This window comes from Agromyces sp. CCNWLW203, assembly GCF_036576125.1.
Lineage (GTDB): Bacteria > Actinomycetota > Actinomycetes > Actinomycetales > Microbacteriaceae > Agromyces.
The window spans coordinates 258,047-278,552 of record NZ_JAZHYX010000006.1 but is presented as its reverse complement, the minus strand read 5'-3'; the positions used below and the strand labels follow the sequence as shown (position 1 = coordinate 278,552).

Annotated in this window: 26 protein-coding genes; 9 read left to right on the top strand and 17 right to left on the bottom strand. The window is 69.9% G+C overall.

From position 1 onward, the window contains the following. The 3 genes from VPH61_RS15180 to VPH61_RS15170 are packed head-to-tail and all read right to left on the bottom strand — an operon-like array spanning position 1 to position 2,457. Positions 1-678: a VanZ family protein gene (locus tag VPH61_RS15180; protein ID WP_332064344.1), complete on the bottom strand. Its 678-nt coding sequence runs from the start codon at positions 676-678 to the stop codon at positions 1-3. Then, the gene (locus tag VPH61_RS15175) at positions 675-1,751 is read right to left on the bottom strand and encodes a sensor histidine kinase (RefSeq protein WP_332064343.1); all 1,077 of its coding nucleotides are present in this window, start codon (positions 1,749-1,751) and stop codon (positions 675-677) included. The genes VPH61_RS15180 and VPH61_RS15175 overlap by 4 nt, the downstream gene beginning before the upstream one ends. A gap of 10 nt (positions 1,752-1,761) precedes the next feature. Continuing rightward, the gene (locus VPH61_RS15170) at positions 1,762-2,457 is read right to left on the bottom strand and encodes a response regulator transcription factor (protein ID WP_332064342.1); all 696 of its coding nucleotides are present in this window, start codon (positions 2,455-2,457) and stop codon (positions 1,762-1,764) included. Between the two features lie 88 nt (positions 2,458-2,545). Between VPH61_RS15170 and VPH61_RS15165 the strand changes: the two genes are divergently transcribed. Beyond that, the gene (locus VPH61_RS15165; protein WP_332064341.1) at positions 2,546-3,202 is read left to right on the top strand and encodes a M15 family metallopeptidase; all 657 of its coding nucleotides are present in this window, start codon (positions 2,546-2,548) and stop codon (positions 3,200-3,202) included. Between the two features lie 13 nt (positions 3,203-3,215). Here the strand turns inward: VPH61_RS15165 and VPH61_RS15160 are convergent, their stop codons facing one another. Then, the gene (locus VPH61_RS15160) at positions 3,216-4,571 is read right to left on the bottom strand and encodes a flavin monoamine oxidase family protein (protein WP_442879113.1); all 1,356 of its coding nucleotides are present in this window, start codon (positions 4,569-4,571) and stop codon (positions 3,216-3,218) included. Between the two features lie 80 nt (positions 4,572-4,651). On the opposite strand from VPH61_RS15160, the gene VPH61_RS15155 reads away from it, so the two are divergent. The 4 genes from VPH61_RS15155 (at position 4,652) to VPH61_RS15140 (ending at position 6,590) form a co-directional block, all read left to right on the top strand. After that, complete coding sequence (locus VPH61_RS15155; protein ID WP_332064339.1) at positions 4,652-4,918, top strand: hypothetical protein; 267 nt, start codon at positions 4,652-4,654, stop codon at positions 4,916-4,918. Beyond that, on the top strand, positions 4,918-5,457 hold the full coding sequence (locus tag VPH61_RS15150) for an Imm21 family immunity protein (RefSeq protein ID WP_332064338.1): 540 nt from the start codon (positions 4,918-4,920) through the stop codon (positions 5,455-5,457). Before VPH61_RS15155 ends, VPH61_RS15150 begins: the two co-directional genes overlap by 1 nt. A 5-nt stretch (positions 5,458-5,462) precedes the next feature. Further along, positions 5,463-5,915 carry a hypothetical protein gene (locus tag VPH61_RS15145; RefSeq protein ID WP_332064337.1) on the top strand — a complete coding sequence of 151 codons (453 nt, stop codon included), beginning with the start codon at positions 5,463-5,465 and terminating at the stop codon, positions 5,913-5,915. 162 nt (positions 5,916-6,077) lie between these two features. Further along, positions 6,078-6,590, top strand: coding sequence for a hypothetical protein (locus tag VPH61_RS15140; protein ID WP_332064336.1), 513 nt, complete (start codon positions 6,078-6,080; stop codon positions 6,588-6,590). A gap of 26 nt (positions 6,591-6,616) precedes the next feature. On the opposite strand, the gene VPH61_RS15135 is transcribed toward VPH61_RS15140, so the two are convergent. Beyond that, a complete protein-coding gene (locus VPH61_RS15135) occupies positions 6,617-7,192 on the bottom strand; it encodes a TetR/AcrR family transcriptional regulator (RefSeq protein ID WP_332064335.1) in 576 nt (191 codons plus the stop codon). A gap of 101 nt (positions 7,193-7,293) precedes the next feature. On the opposite strand from VPH61_RS15135, the gene VPH61_RS15130 reads away from it, so the two are divergent. After that, complete coding sequence (locus VPH61_RS15130; RefSeq protein ID WP_332064334.1) at positions 7,294-7,680, top strand: DUF1304 domain-containing protein; 387 nt, start codon at positions 7,294-7,296, stop codon at positions 7,678-7,680. A 73-nt stretch (positions 7,681-7,753) separates the two neighbouring features. Next, positions 7,754-8,785 carry an NADP-dependent oxidoreductase gene (locus VPH61_RS15125; protein ID WP_332064333.1) on the top strand — a complete coding sequence of 344 codons (1,032 nt, stop codon included), beginning with the start codon at positions 7,754-7,756 and terminating at the stop codon, positions 8,783-8,785. A gap of 42 nt (positions 8,786-8,827) precedes the next feature. Here the strand turns inward: VPH61_RS15125 and VPH61_RS15120 are convergent, their stop codons facing one another. From VPH61_RS15120 to VPH61_RS15110, 3 genes are all read right to left on the bottom strand, one after another. After that, positions 8,828-9,520 (bottom strand): DUF4386 domain-containing protein, encoded by a 693-nt coding sequence (locus VPH61_RS15120; RefSeq protein WP_332064332.1) that lies wholly within the window; start codon positions 9,518-9,520, stop codon positions 8,828-8,830. Beyond that, positions 9,520-10,404 carry an SDR family oxidoreductase gene (locus VPH61_RS15115; RefSeq protein ID WP_332064331.1) on the bottom strand — a complete coding sequence of 295 codons (885 nt, stop codon included), beginning with the start codon at positions 10,402-10,404 and terminating at the stop codon, positions 9,520-9,522. The genes VPH61_RS15120 and VPH61_RS15115 overlap by 1 nt, the downstream gene beginning before the upstream one ends. An 87-nt stretch (positions 10,405-10,491) precedes the next feature. Then, positions 10,492-11,610 carry an aminotransferase-like domain-containing protein gene (locus VPH61_RS15110; protein WP_332064330.1) on the bottom strand — a complete coding sequence of 373 codons (1,119 nt, stop codon included), beginning with the start codon at positions 11,608-11,610 and terminating at the stop codon, positions 10,492-10,494. Positions 11,611-11,801: 191 nt separating this feature from the next. Between VPH61_RS15110 and VPH61_RS15105 the strand changes: the two genes are divergently transcribed. After that, the gene (locus VPH61_RS15105) at positions 11,802-12,383 is read left to right on the top strand and encodes a TetR/AcrR family transcriptional regulator (RefSeq protein WP_332064329.1); all 582 of its coding nucleotides are present in this window, start codon (positions 11,802-11,804) and stop codon (positions 12,381-12,383) included. Between the two features lie 16 nt (positions 12,384-12,399). Here the strand turns inward: VPH61_RS15105 and VPH61_RS15100 are convergent, their stop codons facing one another. The 5 genes from VPH61_RS15100 to fdxA all read right to left on the bottom strand — a co-directional run bounded on the left by VPH61_RS15100 (position 12,400) and on the right by fdxA (position 15,137). Then, on the bottom strand, positions 12,400-12,771 hold the full coding sequence (locus VPH61_RS15100; protein ID WP_332064328.1) for a DUF4180 domain-containing protein: 372 nt from the start codon (positions 12,769-12,771) through the stop codon (positions 12,400-12,402). A gap of 110 nt (positions 12,772-12,881) precedes the next feature. Continuing rightward, complete coding sequence (locus tag VPH61_RS15095; protein WP_332064327.1) at positions 12,882-13,292, bottom strand: GreA/GreB family elongation factor; 411 nt, start codon at positions 13,290-13,292, stop codon at positions 12,882-12,884. 273 nt (positions 13,293-13,565) lie between these two features. Continuing rightward, complete coding sequence (locus VPH61_RS15090) at positions 13,566-14,198, bottom strand: superoxide dismutase (protein ID WP_332064326.1); 633 nt, start codon at positions 14,196-14,198, stop codon at positions 13,566-13,568. 55 nt (positions 14,199-14,253) lie between these two features. Further along, positions 14,254-14,793: a flavin reductase family protein gene (locus VPH61_RS15085; protein WP_332064325.1), complete on the bottom strand. Its 540-nt coding sequence runs from the start codon at positions 14,791-14,793 to the stop codon at positions 14,254-14,256. Then, positions 14,790-15,137: a ferredoxin gene (gene fdxA, locus VPH61_RS15080; protein ID WP_332064324.1), complete on the bottom strand. Its 348-nt coding sequence runs from the start codon at positions 15,135-15,137 to the stop codon at positions 14,790-14,792. Before fdxA ends, VPH61_RS15085 begins: the two co-directional genes overlap by 4 nt. 80 nt (positions 15,138-15,217) lie before the next feature. On the opposite strand from fdxA, the gene soxR reads away from it, so the two are divergent. Next, positions 15,218-15,712 (top strand): redox-sensitive transcriptional activator SoxR, encoded by a 495-nt coding sequence (soxR, locus tag VPH61_RS15075; RefSeq protein ID WP_332064323.1) that lies wholly within the window; start codon positions 15,218-15,220, stop codon positions 15,710-15,712. A 33-nt stretch (positions 15,713-15,745) separates the two neighbouring features. Here the strand turns inward: soxR and VPH61_RS15070 are convergent, their stop codons facing one another. Genes VPH61_RS15070 through VPH61_RS15055 form a run of 4 tightly spaced genes read right to left on the bottom strand, consistent with a single transcriptional unit; the run spans position 15,746 to position 20,505 of the window. Next, positions 15,746-17,263 (bottom strand): PucR family transcriptional regulator, encoded by a 1,518-nt coding sequence (locus tag VPH61_RS15070; RefSeq protein WP_332064322.1) that lies wholly within the window; start codon positions 17,261-17,263, stop codon positions 15,746-15,748. Further along, positions 17,260-18,297, bottom strand: a complete 1,038-nt coding sequence (locus tag VPH61_RS15065; protein WP_332064321.1) for an S-methyl thiohydantoin desulfurase domain-containing protein — start codon at positions 18,295-18,297, stop codon at positions 17,260-17,262. Before VPH61_RS15065 ends, VPH61_RS15070 begins: the two co-directional genes overlap by 4 nt. Before the next feature lie 10 nt (positions 18,298-18,307). After that, positions 18,308-19,405 (bottom strand): DUF917 domain-containing protein, encoded by a 1,098-nt coding sequence (locus VPH61_RS15060; RefSeq protein ID WP_332064320.1) that lies wholly within the window; start codon positions 19,403-19,405, stop codon positions 18,308-18,310. Then, the gene (locus VPH61_RS15055; RefSeq protein ID WP_332064319.1) at positions 19,402-20,505 is read right to left on the bottom strand and encodes a DUF917 domain-containing protein; all 1,104 of its coding nucleotides are present in this window, start codon (positions 20,503-20,505) and stop codon (positions 19,402-19,404) included. Before VPH61_RS15055 ends, VPH61_RS15060 begins: the two co-directional genes overlap by 4 nt. Between the last annotated feature and the right edge of the window lies 1 nt (position 20,506).

Here is a 20,506-nt window from a genome sequence, read left to right as displayed (position 1 = left end):
CTAGCACTGCGGGTCGCGCAGTTCCCGGTGCATCCGATCGCGCTCACTGGCCGGCATGACCTGGGCCGTTCGCGGGTCGCCCGGCGTGCCGACCCAGACATCCTGTTGCGGGCCGAAGCTCAACGGCGACGCGACGAACGCTGCAGTCGCGACGAGGAGGAGCACGGTCACGACCGCGCAGACTCGCATCATCACCTGCGCGGCGCGCACGCCGAGCCGCCGGTGCGCGATGGCGAGGAGGACGAGCCCGATCAGGCCGCCCACGGTGTTGGTGATGACATCGGTGAGGTCGGAGCTGCCGACCGCCAGCGCGAACTGGGCGACTTCGAGGGCCAGGCTCGCGCCGATGATCGCGATCATCGCCTGCCACCACGGCCGCGCGGGGGCGAGCAGCCCGAGGTACATGCCGAACGGAATGAAGAGCACGACGTTCACGACGACCTCCGACGGCGCGCTCGCCCCGTTGCAGGCATCGGAGATGAATGGCGTGAGCTTGACCTGACGCAGCTCGCCGGTGCCGACGTACGGGAGTTCGAGCTTCCAGATCACGATCCAGACGAGCAGCACGAGGTAGAGCGCGAAGAGGGCGGGCAGTACGAAGCGCCGCGCGCCGCGAGCCGGTTCGCGGTTAGCTCCGCCGTCTGCCGCCGATGACCGCGGCAGCTCCTTGACGCTCATCGAGCCGCCTCCGTCGGCATCGCGGGCAGTTGCACCGTCACGCGCATACCGCCCTCGGGTCGGGCCACGATCGTGAGCCTGCCGTCGTGCGCCTGGGTGATGCTCTTGACGATCGCGAGACCGAGACCCACGCCGCCGTGGTCACCGCGAATGCGTTCAGTGCCGCGTTGGAACGGTTCGGTCAGCGTGGCGACGAGGCTCGGTGAGAGCGGTTCGCCGGTGTTCTCGACCGTCAGCGAGGCCCGGCCGTCTTCGACGGTGGTGGTGATCGACGCGGTGCCGCCCTCGGGCAGGTTGTGCACGATGGCGTTGTGCAGCAGGTTCGTGGTCGCCTGCAGTAGGAGCGGGCGCGAACCTGCGGTGAGGGCGAGGTCACCGGATGTCTCGAGGGTGATGCCGCGACGCTCCGCCATCGGCAGCAGCATCTCCGCGGCCTCCTCGGCCATCAGCGACAGATCGACCTCCTCTCGGGCGAAGGACCGCTGGTCGGCGCGGCTGAGCACGAGCAGCGCCTCGGTGAGGTCGATGGCTCGAGTGTTGATCGCACCGAGGCGTTCGATGAGTGCCGGGCTGACGTGGCTCGGGTCGTTGCGCGCGACCTCGAGCATGGTCTGCGTGATCGCGAGCGGGGTGCGCAGCTCGTGGGAGGCGTTGGCCGCGAAACGCTGCTGTTCGGCGACGAGCGCCTCGAGTCGTGCGAGCATGGCGTCGAAGCTGTCGGCGAGTTCGCGGAACTCGTCGCTCCGGCCCTCCAGCTCGATGCGGTACGACAGCGACCCGTTGGCCGCCTTGCGCGTGGCCTCGGTGATGCGATCGAGCGGAACGAGCATGCGGCCGGCGAGGAACCAGCCGCCGAGCAGCCCGAAGGCCAGCAGGAACACCAGCACCACCGCCACGACCGGGCCGAAGGCGCGCACCAGGTCGTCGCGCCCGGGCACGAAGCCCTCCATCGTCTGGATCGCGCGCGCGGGCACGTAGCGCAGGAGGAAGAGCCAGACCGCTGCGAGCAGCAGCACGCTCGCGACCATCAGGAATCCCGCGTAGCTGACCGCGAGCTTCCACCGGACGCTCATTCCGGGCGCCCTACTCATGTCGCTCCGGCGCGGCCTCGGAGGGAGCCCCGACATCGATGCGATAGCCGACGCCGGGCACCGTGGCGATGACCCAGGGTTCGCCGAGGCGCTTCCGCAGCGCGGAGACGGTGATGCGCACGGCGTTGGTGAACGGGTCGGCGTTCACGTCCCACGCCCGCTCGAGCAGCTCCTCGGCGCTGATGACCCCGCCCTCGGCAGCGATGAGCACTTCGAGCACGGCGAACTGCTTGCGGGTCAGGGCGACGTAGCGGCCGTCGCGGTAGACCTCGCGGCGGAACGGGTCGAGACGGAGCCCGGCGATCTCGCGCACGGGCGGCCGGCTGTGCGCCCGCCGCCGGTCGAGCGCACGGAGACGCAGCACGAGCTCCTGCAGCTCGAACGGCTTGGTCAGGTAGTCGTCGGCCCCGAGGCCGAACCCCGAGGCCTTGTCGTCGAGCCGGTCGGCGGCGGTGAGCATCAGGATCGGGATCCCGCTGCCCGAGGCGACGATGGTCTCGGCGATCTCGTCACCCGAAGGGCCCGGGATGTCGCGGTCGAGCACGGCGATGTCGTACGAATTGATACTCAGCAGTTCCAGGGCAGTGTCGCCGTCGCCGGCGATGTCGGCCGCGATCGCCTCGAGGCGCAGTCCATCGCGAATGGCCTCCGCCATGAAGGGTTCGTCTTCAACCACCAGCACACGCATGCTGGCAATGCTAGGAGCCTCCGCATATCGCCGGCGTATCCGAATCCGGATACGGGCCGGCAACACCCGGCCGCCTTGACTGGGCGGCATGAGTCACCATGCACCGACCCGAGCACGGAGCCGCAGGATCGTCTGGGCCGCTGTGGTCCTGATCGCGATCATCGCCGCAGTGACGATGATGGTCGGATCCCTCGCCCGATCGTTGGGCGCGACATCCGCCGACGCGTTCGACGGAGGCGCGCCGAACGGACGCGACACGTCGACGCTCTCGCCCACGGCCGACGGCGCGATCACCGAGGCCGACGGCGCGATGCCGAACGGGGTGTCCGCCTTCGACGACCAGCACCCCGGTGTGGCGAACCTCGACCCCGAGTTGCTGCAGGCGTTGCGTGACGCGGCGTCGGATGCGCGCGAGGAGGGCATCGAGTTCGTCGTCAACAGCGGCTGGCGCTCGCCGGAGTACCAGGAGCAGCTGCTCCGCGATGCCGTGCACGACTACGGGTCGGAGGAGGAGGCCGCTCGATGGGTTGCGACCGCCGACACCTCGGCGCACGTCGCCGGGAACGCGGTCGACGTCGGGTCGTACGACGCGACCGACTGGTTGTCGGAACACGGTGCCCGCTACGGGCTCTGCCCGATCTACGACAACGAGCCCTGGCATTTCGAGCTGCACCCCGAGGCGGTCGATCAGGGATGCCCATCGAAGTACTTCGACCCGACGGAGGACCCGCGGATGCAGCAGTGACGGCAGCCGGCCGTCAGTCGGCCCACACCTCGTCGATCGCGATCTCCCGACCCAGGACGGCCGCTGCCGCCCGGTGACCGGAGTACATGGCGGCGGGCACGGTCGCGGGGTCGTCGGTCCAGGTCGCCTCACCGGCGAGGTGGAGTACGCCACCGATGGGGGTCGCGAGATCGTCGTGATCCGCGGTCGTCGAGCCGACGGTCATGTAGGCGTACGAGCCTCGGGCGAACGGGTCGCGCTGCCAGGCGGTGACGCGCGCACTGCTCGGCTGTTCCACGCGCTCGCCGTAGAGCCGGCGCAGTTGCGCGAGCACGGAATCGACGACCTGCTGGTCGCTCCACCCGCTCGTCTCCTTCGCGGTCGGCCCGGCGGCGAAGGTGAGGAGTGTCGGCGTGCCGTGCAGGGGCGTGAGGTCGTACCAGGAGTGCCAGCGCCGGCTCTCGGGCCCCTGCTGGCGGATCGCGTACACCCCGTCGTCCCAGAACTTCGTCGGAAATCGCAGCACGACCTTCTCGAACGCGTTCATCGTCAGCCGGCCGAGGGCACCCGCGACCGGTTCGGGCAGAGGCGGCTCGATGACGAACTCGTCGGACTGCAGAACGCCCACCGGCACGGTCACGACGGCGGTCGCCGCTGTGAACGCCCCGCGGTCGGTCGTGACGGTGACACCGCCAGGCGACCAGTGCACACGCGCGACGACGTGCTCGAGCCGGATGTCGAGCCCGCCCGCGAGTCTTTCGGGCAGGCGGTCGTAGCCGCCCGGGAACACCACCTCGTCGCCGTCGATGGAGTCGTCGTCGAGGCCGTGGGCGGCGAGGTCCTCGATCCACGCGCCGTACTGCTCCTCGGCCCGGTGCTCGAGGAACTCGCGCACGCGTTGCGCGCGTTCGATGCCCCAGCCCTGCCGCGTGAGCGCCCGTTCGGTCACGTCACGGTACGAGGCATCCGGTTCGGAGGCGGCGATCACCTCGACGAGGGCGGCGTCGACCGAGCGGATGTCGCGCGCGAAACCCTGCGCCGCGGCATCCGTCAGTCGCTCGCCGTCGGGACCGTAATACGCGATCGGGCGGCTGTCGGGCTGGTACCCGCCGACGGTGAACTCGATCATGCGCATGCCGAACGCCTCAGCCGCCTCTGCGACCGGGCTGCCGGCGACGCCGTGGATCCACGAGGCGCCGAGGTCGGTGACGAGTCCGTCGCCCCGGTCGGTCCAGACCCTGCCGCCGACTCGGTCGCGCGCCTCGAGCACGATGACACGTCGGCCGGCCCTCGCCAGCAGCCGGGCGGTGGTCAGCCCCGCCACTCCTGCCCCGATCACGATCGTGTCCACCTGGTCTCTCACCGATTCTCCTTCGAGCGGATGCCGCATGCCCTCCGACGCTATCGGTCGGCGACGCCGTGAGTGGCACGCGATGGAGCGCTGTCGGGTGTCCGGGTGAGGATGGAACCATGGACTTCATGGAGATCCGCTTCGACCGCCCGCTTCCGATCGACCGGGACGACGTCGAAGACGAAGTGAACGAGGCACTCACGGGCATCGGCGAGGTGAGCGGTGCGGGGTCCGGCGCATTCGGGGCGCACCTCGACGTCGACATCGATCCAACGGCAGCGCGCGACGAGGTGGTGCGCCGCGTGCTGGGAGTGCTCGTCGGGCTCGGCCTGACGGGAATGGCCCGGATCCGCCCGGGCGATGGCACGGAGTGGATCGACGCCTGATGGCCGACGACGCGAACGTCGCATGGGTCACCACCGGAGGCGGGCCGCTCATCGCCGTGGCCGAGTCGGCGCTGGATGCGTGGAACGGGGCGGGTGACGAGGACGACGAGGACGACTTCGGCGAGCACGCCGATGATTACGGCCGTGCCTGCGCCATGGAGGGCTATGCCGGAGTGATCGACGTCGGCGGCACGCCCGCGCTCGTGCTCGGTGACGATCCGGCCCCGACGACCTTCCTGCCGCGTCACTCCCTCTTCGTCCGCAAGCTGGCCGCCGACAGCGGTGAGGCCGTGGTGGGCGCGCTCGAGCGGGCGATGGAGACGGCCAGCTGGGAGCGGGCGACGGCGTGGGACGTACCGGGACCCGTCGTGCTCTTCGACTCGGCCTTCGCCGCGGAGGATCTCAGCAGCACCACGTCGCTCCGCATCGATCTCGTGCCCGGCCGTTACCTGGTCGAGTCCGCGTACGTCGAGCCCGACGACGACACCTGGCTCGTCCTCGTCAGGCTCGCCCCCGTGGTGACCGGTATGACAGGGTGAAGTGCATGATCATCGACATCGTTCCCCCCGAGGCCGTGGGCCCGGTCCGTCTCGGCATGACCATGGGCGAGGCGCAGCGGGCCCTCGCCTCGATCGACGGTCACGACCAGCAGTCGGGGTTGCCGGCCGTCTACGGCAGCGGCATGTCGATCGAACTCGAACCCGCCCCTGGCGGAACGGTGGCGGCGATCGAGGTGTCCCGCCCCCACGGTCCGGTGCGCATCGAGTACCGCGGCATCGATCTGCTGGGCACGCCGGCCGCACGGGTCGTGGAGCAGCTCTCCGAGTTCACGGAGCTGGAGGAGGACGAGGGCGGTCGCAGCTACGTGGCGCCGTCGCTCCTGCTGTCGCTGTGGCGGCCGTTCGTCGACGACGAGAACTCCGACGAAGAGCAGGGCCACTACTTCCAGTCGGTCCTGGTCGCGCGGCCCGGCTACTACGACGGCCCGAATGGCTGAGCGTCGATCGATCGTGGCGCTCGCATGACGGCCGACCGACGAACGACGGCCCGATCTGCCGCGCAGTGGCGGTCAGCCGACGAGGTCTGGCTCGATCATGTCTCGCTCGGGTCGGCGGATGCCGAGTGGCTCTCCGAAGTCCGGCGTCTGACGCTCTGGGCGGTGAAGGTGCCGACGGGCTTGCTCGCCGCGCTGCCCCGACTGCAGTGGCTGGACATTCGCGGGGGATCAGGGGCATCCATCGACACGGTCGACGGCTGTACCAGCCTGACCTACCTCGCTGTCAACCAGATTCGCGGAGTGAACGACCTGTCGGCGCTCGGCCGCCAGACCAACCTCCGGCTGCTGAGCCTCTACGGTCTGCCGCAGGTGCGGGAGGTTCCCTCATTGGCCGAACTCACGCACCTGGAGCGCGTGGAGATCGGCTCGATGAAGGGACTCTCGGGCCTCCGCCCGGTTCTTGAAGCCCCGTTCCTCGAGGAGCTGGTGCTCATGAACGCCGTGGGCCTGTCGGGCACGGATCCCGAGGCGATCGCCGCCCACCCGACGATGCGAGCGTTCGAGTGGTTCGCCGAGGACGTGCCGGACAGCACGTGGGTACCCGTGATGGATCGGGTGGGGCTGCCGAGAGCGCGCGCCATGACTGCGTCGGACTGGTTCGACCGGAATCCGTGACCTGGCGCCGCTCCGGCGGAGCGGCCTCAGTCGACGAGCCGCCGCGCAGCGTCGAGGCTGCCCAGCGCCGCCTCGACATCGACACGGGTGAGCGCGAATGTCGCAACGATGAGGGCCGTGCAGGTCTCGGCGAGACGATCGATCTCGTCGGCGGTTCGTTCGGGATGCCGCGCTGCGATGCCGTTCCGCATGGCCGAGTGCAGCTCGGCGCGGTATTCGGCCACGGTCTCGCGCACGGCGTCGTCGTGGGCGATCGGTCCGCCGGCGGCGTTGATCAGCAGGCAACCGTTCTCAGCGGTGAAGGAATCGACTCGCTCGAGTGCGGAACGCAGGCCCGTGAAGTACTCGACGACCGCCTCGGGGGAGATGTGCGCGGCCGTGAGCGGACTGAGCCGCGGGCGGACGACCTCGTCGAGATAGCTGTTCACGGCGGCGTCGAAGAGCCCGCGCTTGCTGTCGAAGGCGTGGTAGATGCTCGACCGCTTGAGGCCCGTCGCGGCTTCGAGGTCGGGGATCGAGGCGTCTTCGTACCCGTGCTGCCAGAACACGGTTCTCGCGGCGCGAACGACCTCCGCGGTGTCGAACGACTGCACGCGACCCATATGTCGACTCCTTTTGCGTAACGGTCGGTCCAGTATATATTAGAACGGTCGGTACACAATTGCACCGTCGACGAACGCCCACGGGCAGTAGGGAATCACCAATGGTCATCGCAGCACTCGTGCTCGCGGGCGTCGCCGCGCTCATCCACGTCTACATCTTCTTCTTGGAGTCGATCGCCTGGACGGGGGAACGCGCCCGCAGGACCTTCGGGTTCACGGCCGACGAAGCGGCCACGACGAAGCTCCTCGCCTTCAACCAGGGCTTCTACAACCTGTTTCTCGCGATCACGACGATCGCCGGCATCGTCTTCGTCGCCGCTGGGGCGGTGCCGATCGGTGCGACCCTCGTGTTCGTCGGAGTCGGCTCGATGGCAGCCGCTGCGCTCGTCCTCCTCCTCTCCGCGCCGGCGAAGCGCGCCGCAGCCCTCAAGCAGGGCACCGTGCCGCTGCTCGCCGTGATCGCGCTCGTCATCGGCCTCTCGATCTAGCCGCGCCCCGCGGCATCCGCTCACCCTCTCAACACGACATCGGCTTACGAGGCCGAGAAAGCGAAGCACCACCTTGTCGAACACGACCAGCACGCACATCCAGCTCATCGCCCGCCCCGAGGGATGGCCGACGCCGGCCGACTTCCGCATCGCGACCGTGGAATACGGTGACCTGCAGCCGGGCCAGGTCCGCGTGCAGAACGAGTTCGTCTCGGTCGACCCGTACATGCGTGGCCGAATGAACGACGTGCGCAGCTACGTCGCTCCGTACGCCCTCGGCGAGACCATCGCCGGCGGCGCGATCGGCCGTGTCGTGGCATCAGAGGCCGAATCGATCCCGGTCGGCAGCGTGGTGCTGCACCAGCACGGATGGTCCGACCTCGTGCAGGGCGAGGCGACGACGTTCCGCGTCGTTCCCGAGCTCCCGGGGGTACCGCTGTCGCTCTATCTCGGCACGCTCGGAATGACGGGGCTGACAGGCTACGTCGGCCTCACCGCCATCGCGAACATGAAGCCCGGCGACACGGTCTTCATCTCGGGTGCCGCCGGCGCCGTCGGCACCGCCGCCGGCCAGATCGCGAAGCTCCTCGGGGCCGGCCGCGTGATCGGCTCGGCCGGCTCAGCCGAGAAGGTGCGCCTGCTGACCGAGAAGTACGGCTACGACGCCGCGTTCAACTACAAGGATGCCCCGGTGCGGGAGCAGCTCGCCGAACTCGCCCCCGACGGCGTCGACGTGTTCTTCGACAATGTCGGCGGCGACCACCTCGAGGCCGCGCTCGACGTCATGAACGACGGCGGCCGGATCGCCCTCTGCGGCGCGATCACGAGCTACAACACGACCGAGAAGGCCGTGGGGCCCGACAACCTGGCCAACATCATCACTCGCGGCCTGTCGATGAAGGGGTTCACGCTCGCGGCGTACCTCCACCTGGCGCCGGACTTCAACCGTCACATGACCGGATGGTTCTCGGAAGGGCGCATCGCCTACGACGAGACCATCGTCGACGGCATCGACAGCACGGTCGATGCGTTCCTCGACATGATGCGCGGCGCCAACACCGGCAAGATGCTCGTGCGTGTGGGTGGCGGTTCGGCGCGGGCTTGAGCCGGGCCGGGGGAGTCCGACCCGTCGGGCTCGCGCACTTGTTCAGAGCAGCAGGGCGACGCCGGTGACGGCCAGCCAGAGCGACCAGGCGATGTACGTCACAGGTGTGAGCACGGCGGCGAGTCTCCAGCCGCGCGGTTCGAACGGGCCGACGAACTCGAGGGAGCACAACGCGAGCACGGCGCCGATCACGATGCCGGCGATGCCGATGACCGGGTGCACGGCGTGGCTCTGCAGCAGCGCGGCGCCCGACAGGACGCTCCACACGCCGGTCAGCAGGAAACCCAGGTGTTCTCCGACGGCCACGCCGAGGTACCGGTTGAAGGACTGGAAGACGATGTCGATCGCCGCCCGGCGAGCGTCGGTCGCGTCGGGTTCGGCATCGGCGCGTGCAAGGTACGGCACGAGGAACGGCCAGCGGATGAGACCCAGGAACTGCACGACCGCTGCGAGCACACCGACCGTCGCGGCGACCGCGAGCAGCACCGGATCGGCGCCGTCGAGCCGAAATGCGAGCAGCACCGCGAGCGGCGCGAAGAGCACGGCCGTCATCGCGAACCCCCACCAGAGCAGCACGAGGCCGGGGCCGCCCGCGCGGAAGCGCGCGAGGACCTCCCGTGTCGGCCGGCGAAGGATGTCGGGGTAGTCGAAGACCTTCGCGAGCGCGGCGAACGCGAGGTTGAACGCGATCGGCAGCACGATCAGGAGAATGCTCGCGACCGGAGACGTCGTCATCACGGGCCTCCTCTCGTCGCTGAGGGGTCCGTGCCCACGAGCTCGGCGCTCACCCGCCAGAGGCGCTCGGCATCGGCTCGGTCCTCGCTGCGCCTGGACGGTCGGACGCGCCTGCTGTTCGAGAAGAATCCGCCCGTGACCCGTGCGAGGTCGGGGTCCGTGGCCAGGTGGATGGATGTGGCCGCGCCCTGGGCGGGTGTCTTCATGAAGGGCTTGAGCACGGGCACGACGAAACGCTGCACCGCTGCCGGATCCTCTGAACCGAACGAGGTGCGCACCACCCCGGGGTGCAGGGCGTTCGAGGTGACCCCGGTGCCGCGGAGGCGCCTCGCCAGTTCGAAGGCGAACAGCACGTTCGCGAGTTTCGATTGGTCGTAGGCGCGAGCCCCGGAGTAGTTCTGCTGGCCCTGGAGGTCGTCGAAGTCGATGCGACCGGTGCGATGCGCGTTCGACGAGACCGTGACGACCCGCGCCGGGGCGCTCTGCTCCAGCCGCCCGAGCAGGAGGTTCGTCAGCAGGAACGGCGCGAGATGGTTCACCGCGAAGGTGCGCTCGAGCCCGTCGGCCGTGACATGCCGGGTCTGCCAGAATCCGCCGACGTTGTTGACGAGCACGTCGATGCGCGGCAATTCTTGCAGCGCCTCGTCGGCCACTCGCCGCACTTCGGCCTGCGATGAGAGATCCGCGACGAGGACGTGCACTGCACCCGCGCCGGCGTCGCGGATCTCGAGCGCCGCAGCCTCGGTGCGCTGTCGATCCCGACCGACGACGGCGACATGCATGCCCGCACGGGCGAGTCCGAGTGCGGTCGCCTTGCCGATGCCTCCGCTCGCGCCGGTGATGAGCGCGACGCGGGGGCGTGGGTCCTCGGATGGTCGCGCCATGGCGTCCTCCCTCCGGTGGCACCTCCAGTATGGTCCGGATGCCTCGCGCCCGCCCGTGACCGACTTCGTTCCGTCACCTCGCCCGGGTCACGGTCGCGCGAACGATCGCTCCAGGCGGCGCAGCCCCTCGCGGATCGTGGCCGGTTCGTACGTCGTGAAGGAGAGCCGCATCGTGGAGGCGTCCGGCCGATCGGGATAGAACGGCGCCCCGGGCACGTAGGCGACGGACTGCTCGATCGCTGCTGTGAGCTGCCGGGTACTGTCGTACTGCGACGGCATCGTGGCCCAGACGAACATCCCGCCGTCCGGGGTGCTCCACGTGCTCCCGGCCGGGAGAGTGCTCGGCAGGGCCGCGAGCATCGCGTCGCGACGCTCGCCGTACGCCGCACGGATGCGGTCGAGTGCCGTCTCGAGTCCGCCGCTCGACAGGTAGTGCGCCGCGGCGGCCTGGTCGACGGTCGAGGTGTGCAGGTCGGCGGCCTGCTTCGTCACCACCACCGTCGAGTGGATGTCTCCTCGAGTCCGGATCCACCCGAGCCGGAGCCCCGGAGCGAGCACCTTCGAGAAGCTGCCGACCGTGATGACGTGCTCGTTCGAGAACGCTGCCAAGTAGGGCAGGGGATCGCCCGAGTAGCGCAGTTCGCGGTACGGCTCGTCTTCGACGATACGGAAGCCGTAGGCGGTCGCGAGCGCGGCGAGGCCCTCGCGGTTCGCGACATCGAGACTCGTGCCCGTGGGGTTCTGGAACGTCGGCACGGTGTACATGAGTTTCGGGCGGTGCTCTTCGGCCAGAACGCGGAGTGCGTGGAGGTCGACGCCGTCGACCCCCATGGGCACGCTGACGATGCGCGCCCCGGCGAGGGTGAAGGCCTGGAGCGCGGCGAGGTAGCTCGGACGCTCGACGAAGACCGTGTCACCGGGATCGAGCAGGGTCATCGCCAGAAGGCTCAGCGCCTGCTGCGACCCGGTCGTGACGAGGATCTCGTCACGAGTCGTCGGCAGGCCGTGTGCCGTGTACCGGTCGGCGATGAACTCGCGGAGTGCCGGGTTGCCTTCGCTGGTCGAGTACTGCAGGCCGGCAGGTTCGCGCAGCGCAGCGTCGAACGAACGTCGAAGGCCGTCGAGGTCGAAGAGCTCGGGAGCCGGCAGGCCGCCGGCGAATGAGATGACGTCGGGATTCTCGGTGAGGGCGAGGAGATCGCGCACCGGTGACCGGGTCGTGCCGCCTGAGCGTCGGGACGGGCGGGGGAGCAGGGCTAAGACGGACACGGGTACCTCACCGGGCGATGTCGGGGAACGAACGGGATCAGGTGGCCGTCTCGATCGTGTCCCCGGCCGGGCGAGGCCGCCGAATGGTGGATGGCGGACTCGTTGCCTTACGGTACAGAATGTATCGTATGGCGGCAACCACCTTGGGAAGACCCCGGCACGAGAGCATCGATCGAGCGATCCTCGACGCGGCGGCACGGGTCATCGAGGTCGAGAACTATCGGGCGCTCACGATCGGACGCGTGGCGCAGGACGCCGCGACGACGCGTGCCGCGGTGTACCGGCGGTTCCGGACCACCGCCGAACTCGCGATCGCGGTGCTCGGCGATCGGTTCGGCACGGATCCGGGCGTCGATACCGGCGATCTCGAGACGGACCTGCGGATGATCCAGCAGCATCGCCTCGGGCTCTTCACCCATCCGCTCATCGTGCGCGGGCTGCCCGGACTGATCGACGACCTCTCACTGCAGCCGGAGGCCGCGCGGCACTTCTCCGAGCAGTTCCTCGCGCCTCGACGGACGGCGACGACGCGAGCCGTTCAGCGGGCGATCGATCGCGGGGAGGTCGAGGCATCCGTCGACGTGGAGTGGATCAGCGACCTCCTGACCGGACCGCTCCTCATGCGAGCGCTGCTTCCCGGACTCCAGACGATCGACGCGGCGCTCATCGAGCACACGATCGGCGTGGCGCTGGCCGAACTCCGCCGGTAGCCCGGAACGCGGGCGCTCAGCGTCGCGAGCGCTCGGCGAGCTTCACGTCGAGGGCGGCGGAATCGGGCACGAACCAGGCGGCGTCGCCGCGGTTCGACTCCCACACGAACGCGTCGAACGCATCGCTCGCCGACATGTGCTCCGAGACGTCGCCCACGATCGCGACGCGAATGCGGTAGTTGCCGAGCTTGCCCAGGACCTCGCCGGCGAACCCGCTCGAGAGGTCGAAGAATCGCTCGTCGAGTCGTTCGACGGGGATCGCGATGAGCGTCGCCCGATTCGACCAGGCGCCGCCGATCAGGTCTGACGTGTCGTCGTCGGTCGCGATGGCGGGGCCGTCGACCTCGAGGCGATCGACGCGCACTCCGTGCAGTTCTTCGATGGGCATGACGCCACGCTAGCCCCATCGTGCGCCGGGCGGTGTGCGGAGAACGGCGGGTCGAAACGAGCGGATGCCGTGGGCGACATGCGCCCGCGGCATCCGCTCGATCTTTCGGCTCAGCCGAACGGCACCGCTTCGAGCACCGTGACCTGCACGGTGCGGTTCGGTGCCTCGTAGGTGACGGCGTCGCCGACGTAGCGGCCCGTGATCGCAGAACCGAGCGGGGAGGTGGGCGAGTAGACGTCGAGTTCGAGGCTCTCGTCGAGATCTGCGAGCTCACGGCTGCCGAGGAGGAAGCTCGTGGGTTCGGCGTCGTCGTCGAACCGCACGGTGATGCGCATGCCGGGTTCGACGAGCCCATCGTCGGGCTTCAGGCCGACCTCGGCGTTGCGCACCATCGCGCGGAGCTCGGTGGCTCGAGCCTGCTCGGTGTCGGTCAGCGTTCGGCCGGGCCGCGAGAGCTCGGCGAGCTCGGCTTCGAGCCGCTCCAGTGCGGCGGGGGTCATCCATACGGATTCGGTGGTCATCGGGGAGTTCCTCCCTCTCGGCGGCCCCGCGGGGTCGTCTGGCAAAGAACTTCCCAGCTTAGTCGAGGTGGCGGTGTCGGCGGCATCGGGAACGGCACGCTCCCGCAGACTACGCCTACTGCGCCAGCCAGGCGATCAACGTGCCGATCGCGGTGAGCAGGATCAGGGCGAGGAGCCCCCAGCGTCGGAGCTGCACCGCGAGGAGCGCGACCGACGGGCGCCGGCGGGGTCTCCGCCGGCGCCGCGGCGCGCGAGAGGGTTCGGGCGGCGTGCTCAGTTGGCCCTCGGCACGATGAGGCCGTTGGTGGCGGTGCTCGCGGCCGCGAAGCGCGCCCGCACGTCGGCCCAGTTCACGATCTCCCAGAAGGCCTTCACGTAGTCGGCTCGCACGTTGCGGTAGTCGAGGTAGTACGCGTGCTCCCACACGTCGAGCTGCAGCAGTGGCGTCACGCCGAGCGGCGCGTTGCCCTGCTGGTCGAAGAGCTGGAAGATCACGGGGCGGGTGCCCACGCTGTCCCAGGCGAGCACTGCCCAGCCCGAGCCCTGGACGCCGAGCGCCGTCGCCGTGAAGTGCGCGCGGAAGGCGTCGAACGAGCCGAAGCCGTCGTCGATCGCCGCTGCGAGCTCGCCGTCAGGGGAACCGCCACCGTCGGGCGACATGTTCTGCCAGAAGACGCTGTGGTTGATGTGGCCGCCGAGGTTGAACGCGAGATCCTTCTCGAGCTTGTTGACGTTCGCGAGGTTGCCGCTCTCGCGGGCTTCTGCGAGCTGCTCGAGCGCGGTGTTCGCGCCCGTGACGTAGGCCTGGTGGTGCTTCGAGTGGTGCAGCTCCATGATCGTCGCCGAGATGTGCGGCTCGAGCGCGGAGTAGTCGTACGGCAGTTCGGGCAGTGAATAGGCGGGCATGCGGGTGCTTCCTTTCTCGTGCCGATCGCTCGTGCGATGCGGCGGGTGGCGGGAGTCAGAGTTCGCGGGCGGTGTGGTCGAGGCGGTGGAACCGGCGATCGCGGTACACGAGCGACGGCGACTGGTCGCCGAGGAACACGTCGAGCACCTCGGCGACGACGAGCGACGAACCGCCGACCTGCACCACGTGCAGCGTACGGCAGCGCAGTGCTGCGGGGGAGTCGGCGAGCCACGGCTCACCCGTCTCGAGCCGCGACCAGCCCTGCTCGAGCGTGAACCGAGGCTGGCCCGAACGGGCGAAGGCGCGTGCGACGTCGACGTGCTGGGCGCCGAGGAAGTGCACGAGCACGCTGTCGGCGGCGAGCAGGCCGCCGGCGGAACCAGTGGCCCGCGTCACCGAGAACGACAGGGCGGCAGGCTCGGCCGAGACCGACGCGACGCTCGACGCCGTGAGCCCGACGGGCCCGTCGGGCGTGATGCCCGTGATGAGCGCGACTCCGGCGGGGTGGTCGCGGAACGCGACCTTGAACGCGTCGGCGGTCGCGGGGACGGCGGGGGTGGCGGTTGCGCGGCGCGCGGTCGCGGCATCCGTCATGCGTGCGCCTCCTGCGGCGGCAGGACGGCGACGATCGGGTGGTCGAAGTCGAGCATGCCGGTCTTCGCGGCACCGCCGGGCGAGCCGAGCGGCGATCGCGCCCCGGCCGAGATCTCGAAGAACTCGACGTTCGCCTTGTAGTAGTCGGCCCAGGTGTCGGGCAGGTCGTCTTCGTAGTAGATGGCCTCGACGGGGCAGACCGGCTCGCAGGCACCGCAGTCGACGCATTCGTCGGGGTGGATGTAGAGCGAGCGTTCACCCTCGTAGATGCAGTCGACGGGGCACTCGTCGATGCAGGCCTTGTCTTTCACGTCGACGCAGGGCAGCGCGATCACATACGTCACGGGGTAACCACCGACTTCACGATTCGCATGCCTCCACCGTAAAACCTCAAGTACCCTTGAAGTCAAAACGAGGGGTGCGGATGTCGCAGCACGACGAAATGGAGATCGAGGCCGAGCCGGCCCCGATCGGCAAGCACGCGCCCGACGAACTGCTCACCGTCGGCGAGATGAGCCGCCGCACCGGGGTGGCGCCGTCGGCGCTGCGCTTCTACGAAGACCTCGGGCTCATCGCCTCGCACCGCACGGGCGGCAACCAGCGACGCTACCCGCGCCACATGCTGCGCCGCGTCTCGCTCATCTCGGTCGCGAAGCGGCTCGGCATCCCGCTCTCCGACGTGCAGACGGCGTTCGAGAACGTGCCGCTCGACACCACCCCCAGCCACGAGGACTGGCAGGCGGCGTCGCGCCGCTGGAAGCGACAGCTCGAACTGCGCCGCCTCGGCATCGAACGGCTCGAGCGAGAGCTCACCGGGTGCATCGGCTGCGGGTGCCTCTCGATGAAGGCGTGCCGACTGCTGAATCCCGACGACGAGCTCGGCGAGCAGGGGTCGGGGCCGCAGCGGCTCCCGGAGTAGCTCCGGCGCGTGCGCCGAGATCGCCCGGCGCCGTCAACCCGATTCGCGCACCGCACGGCAGGCGAGGTGCAGCGCGAGCCGCGCCTCGGGGTCGGCCATGTCGACGCCGAGGAGCTGCTGAGCGCGCTGGACGCGCGTCGAGACGGTATTGCGGTGCAGGCCCAGCGCGGCCGCAGTCGCGGCGATACCGGACTCGTGGTCGAGGTAGGCCGACAGCGTCTCGAACAGCTCATCGCCGCCCTCCTGCAGCGGGGCGAGCAGCGACCTCGCGGCAGGAACGAAGGTGTCATTGCCGGTCCACGCGAGCAGCAGTTGCTCGAGCCCCAGACCGTCGACGCGCACGAACCATCCCGTCGCCGAACGATCGACCGCGATGCGCGCGGCGTCCGCTGCCTCGCTGAGCGACTCGGTGAGCCCCGCCGACCCGCTCTCGAGCGAGCCGACCCCCGTCGCGACGTTGAAGTCGCGACGTGCAGCGACGTGGAGAGATCGGAGTGCCGTGATGTGCGCCTCGACCTGCTGAGCCGGGGGAGGCTCGGCGAAGGTGAGCCAGCCGGTGACCCCGCGGCCGCTCGTCGTGGCGTGCGAGTCGGCCGGGATCGCGCCGAGTTCACGCGTCACGAAACGCAGCAGTTGGAAGGTATCGAGCCGGGCGCGGCCGATGACGCGGAACGCGAGGTGGTAGCCGGCCGTGCGCCAGCCTCGTTCGAGCATGCGGCGTTCCACGTCGGTGTCGGGCGCACCGCGCAGGTCCATGAAGTCCCGCAGCACCGCAGATGACACCGACGCGTCGCTCACCTCGGCGACCTCGTCGATGAGGATGCGCGCGGCCACTGCTGGCATCGCGACCTCGGCGGCGACCGCGAGCGCGCTCAATTGCGGGTCGCTGAGACCATCGCCGAAGAAGGCGATACGCAGCCCCTCACGGCTCGGGCTGTCGACCCGCACGGATGCCGCGGTGCCCGTGTCGGCTCTGGCGAGGTCCACCCACGGAGCGAAGTCGATCGCCGCGTGCACCGCGGACTCGAGGTGGCCGCCCGCTTCGAGCAGCACGCCCTCCGAGTCGACGAGTGCGATGCCGTGTCCGACGCTCGAGCTCAGGTGTCGCAAGAGGTCGGGCAAGCCGTCCGCGTGGTACTCGATCGACTGCGCGACCTTGCGCACGTAGCCGAGGGTGAGTGCGTCGCGCGCCTCGAGCAGGTGCCAGCAGGCCTTGGCGAGTTGCATGGGCTTGTCGACGTGCAGGAGCGACAGCCCGAGCCGCGCGGCGAGGCTGCGCGTGCCGCTGCCGAATCCGTCGGCGCCCGGTACCGCGAGCGCCAGAAATCCTCGATCGCGCGTGCGCCGAACCAGTGCATCCTGCTGCCAGGGTGTCGACGGTGGAGGAGCGGTGAGGATCGCGATGCGCCGCTCGCCGCGGCCGGGCAGTTCGGCCTCCGTCGTCTCGATCACGACGTCGGCCCATGATGCATCCGTCGGGCCTGCGACGACTCGCAGGCCGCCGTTCGAGGGATGGGCCAGCAGTGCGCTCAGCCGGAGCTCGTCGCTCATGCGGCGCCGTCGAGATCTGCCAGGCCGTACGCCGAGGGCACGACGTGGCGCAGGCGCTCGGGCCGCTGCGTCCACCAGGCCGGTGCAGGCAGTTCGAGCACGGCGACGTTGCGAGCCAGCGTGAGATCGGTGACCTCGAGGATGTCGCGGGAGACGGTGTCGAGCGCGACGATGATCGTGGGAGCGGATGCCTCGACCCGACCGTCGGTCATGAACGCGAGCGTCTCGGAGCGGGTGATGATGCGGTGCACCCGGCCACCCTCGCCGTCGATGCCGATGGCGTTCACGTGCGGGTCGCGGGCGTCGGGCTCGACGGCGGAGATGCGGCCATGACCGAGCAGCCGGCCGCCGAGCGCCGTCGCGAGTTCGCCGAGCGGAGCGGATGCCGCGTGAAGGAACGCCGTGCCGAGCTCGAGGGCCCGCAGCGTGCCGCCGTGCACCGAGTGCTCGACGAGGTCGCCGACCGTGAAGCCGGCGAACACGGTGCCGCCGACGCCGCCGGCCTGGATCGTCGCCGCGCGGATCACACGTTCGAGGTCGATGGGCCGGCCCGTCTCCGCGAGCATCACGCCGCCAGCTCCGGTATCGCATGCGGCGACGACGCCGGGCACCCGATCGACGAGCAGCGACATCTGGTCGAGGCCCGGCACTGCCCGCCCGGTGAGGTCGGCGTCGACGACGAGACGGTCGGCGGCGAGCGTGAAGGGAGTGAGCCCGTTCAGGCCGCCGCCCTCGAGCGAGCACACGACGGGCACCGGATGCCCGAGCCAGCGTTCGGCGGCGGCGATCAACCGCGCGAACGGAGCCTCGCCGGGAAGACGCTCGCCGAGCAGCATCGTCGAGCCGACGAAGGCGGCACCGAGGCACGGCAGCGCCGGATCGAGGTCGTCGAGCTCGTGCAGGGTGAGCGGCCAGTGCTCGTCGCCGGCCAGCGCCAACTCGAGCATCGTGGTCGATCCGCCGCCACCGGACCCGAGCAGCGAGAACCCCCGCGCGAGCGCAGGCAACTGCGTGTGCTCGAGTACCGTCGCCATGCCGTCAAGCCTAGGCGCGCGACTCCACCGGCACGAAGGGTTCGACGAGGCCGAACGCCGACGGTCCGAACGCGCGCAGCGCCGCGGCGGTGCGCATCATCTCGGGCGTCGAGATGCCGAGCACGCGGACCCGCTGACCGTAGCGCAGGCCCTCGGTCGTGATCGGCTCGGCCGACTCGTGATCGACGACGCAGATCAGGTCGGGCACGATGGCGACGACCTCGCCGTTCCGGCGTGCGACGAGGTTCTCGTTCTGGAACGAGATCTCGAACGTCTCCGAACTCGCCGGATCGAGCGGCGAGATCACCGCGCGTCCCTTCGCGAACCCGTCGGTCGTGCGTCGCTCGACATCGCTCACCTTGCCGACGAAGAGCTCCCGCACGTGCGAATAGAGCGTCGGCGCGAGCGTGTCGACGATCGCCCCGAACGGCGAACGATGCGATTCGCGGGCGAGACGGATGGCCCTGCCGAGCGCGAGTGCCATCGAGATCGTGCGCGGCACCGCCGTGCGCTTCACATCGGCACCGGTCATCGAATACTCGGCGATGTGCCCGACACCGCCGAGTCGGATCGTGATGCCACGGGCGAGCCACTCCATCTGCCGGTCGTCGTCGCCCGTGTCGATGACGACCTGCTCACCGCGTTCGCCCGCGAGGGCGAGCGGGGAGCCGTGCACGCCGTACACGGCGAACGTCTCCATCGAGAGCTCGGGGAACGCACGGCCCATGCCGTCGGCGTCGACGACCGGGAGCCCGGTCTCGGCCGCGACGACCAGCGGGATCATCGAGTTGATGCCGCCGCACTCGATCGGCATCGTGGCATCCGCTCGCCTGCCGAGGTGCTCCTCGAGGGTGCGCAGTGCGAGTGTCGGCTCGGTGCCCGCGGGGATCTTCTCGATCATCACCGTCGGTGCGCCCATCTGGGCGGTGGGGATGACGAAGAGGTCGTCGTCGAGCTCGTCGGGATCGAGGATCGTGATCGACCCGTCGCCGAGCACACGCTCCACGAGCATCTTGCCGATGTACGGGTCGCCGCCGCCGCCCGTGCCGAGCAGGGTCGCGCCGCGGGCGAGGTCGGGCAGGTCGGCCGCCGTCAGCTGCCAGCTCATGCCGCCGCCTCGACGGATGCCGCGACCGGCGTCTCGACCGTGCCGTCGAAGCGGTGCGCGGGCAGGTCGTAGCCGAAGTAGCCGGGGCCCACCATCGCGAGCGCTTCGGCCGAGTGCCAGCGCTCGTCGCTCGGCGCACTGATGACGCGCACCCGTTGCCCGTATCGGAGGGCCTCGGTCGTGATCGGCTCGCCCGAGTCGTGGTCGAGCACCATGATGAGGTCGGGCGTCGTCGCGAGGATCGTGCCCTCGGACTCCGCGATCAGGTGCTCGTTCTGGAACGACAGGGTCACCGCGGCATCCGCGCCCTCGATTCGTGCGCTGCCCCGCGCGAAGCCCGTCGTCGTCGCTCGCTGCACGTCGACGACCTTGCCGGCGAAGAGCTCCCGCCCGCCGAGGAGTCGTACGGCGGCCTCGACGGGGTCGGCCTTGTCGCCCCGTGCGGCAGTGATCGTGCGGCCGATCTCGGCGCAGAGCGAGAGCGAGCCGGGCACGAGCGCCTCACGAGCCTTCCCGCCCGACATCGAGAAGCCCGAGATCATGACCGAGCAACCCATCTCGACGCACGCGACGCGGGCGATGCGCTCCGTCCAGCTGTTGTCGACGGTCTGCAGCACGCCGATGTTGCCCTTCTCGTCGCTGAACGCGAGCGGCGAAGCGGTGACGCCGTAGAGCGTCGGCAGCACCATCTGCAGCTCGGGGAACGCACGGCCCATGCCGTCGGCGTCGAGGAGCGGCAACCCGAGGGCGGCCGCAGCCGCGATCGGGATCGTCGAGTTCACGCCGCCGACCTCGGCGCACGCGATGTGCGTCACCGGTCGCCCGAGGTAGGCGCCGAGCGCATGCACGGGCGCCGTGACCTCGTCGAGGCTCGGGAGCTTCTCGACCATGACGGTCGGCGCGCCCATCATCGCGACAGTCAGCACGACGGCCTCGTCGGGCACCTCATCGAGGGAGACGACTGTGACCTCGCCGTGCTCGCGCAACGCCTGGGTCGCGAGCAGCGCACCGATGTAGGGGTCGCCGCCGCCGCCGGTGCCGAGCACCGCAGCGCCACGCGCGAGGTCGGGGATCTGGTCAGCGGTGATCGTCCAGCTCATG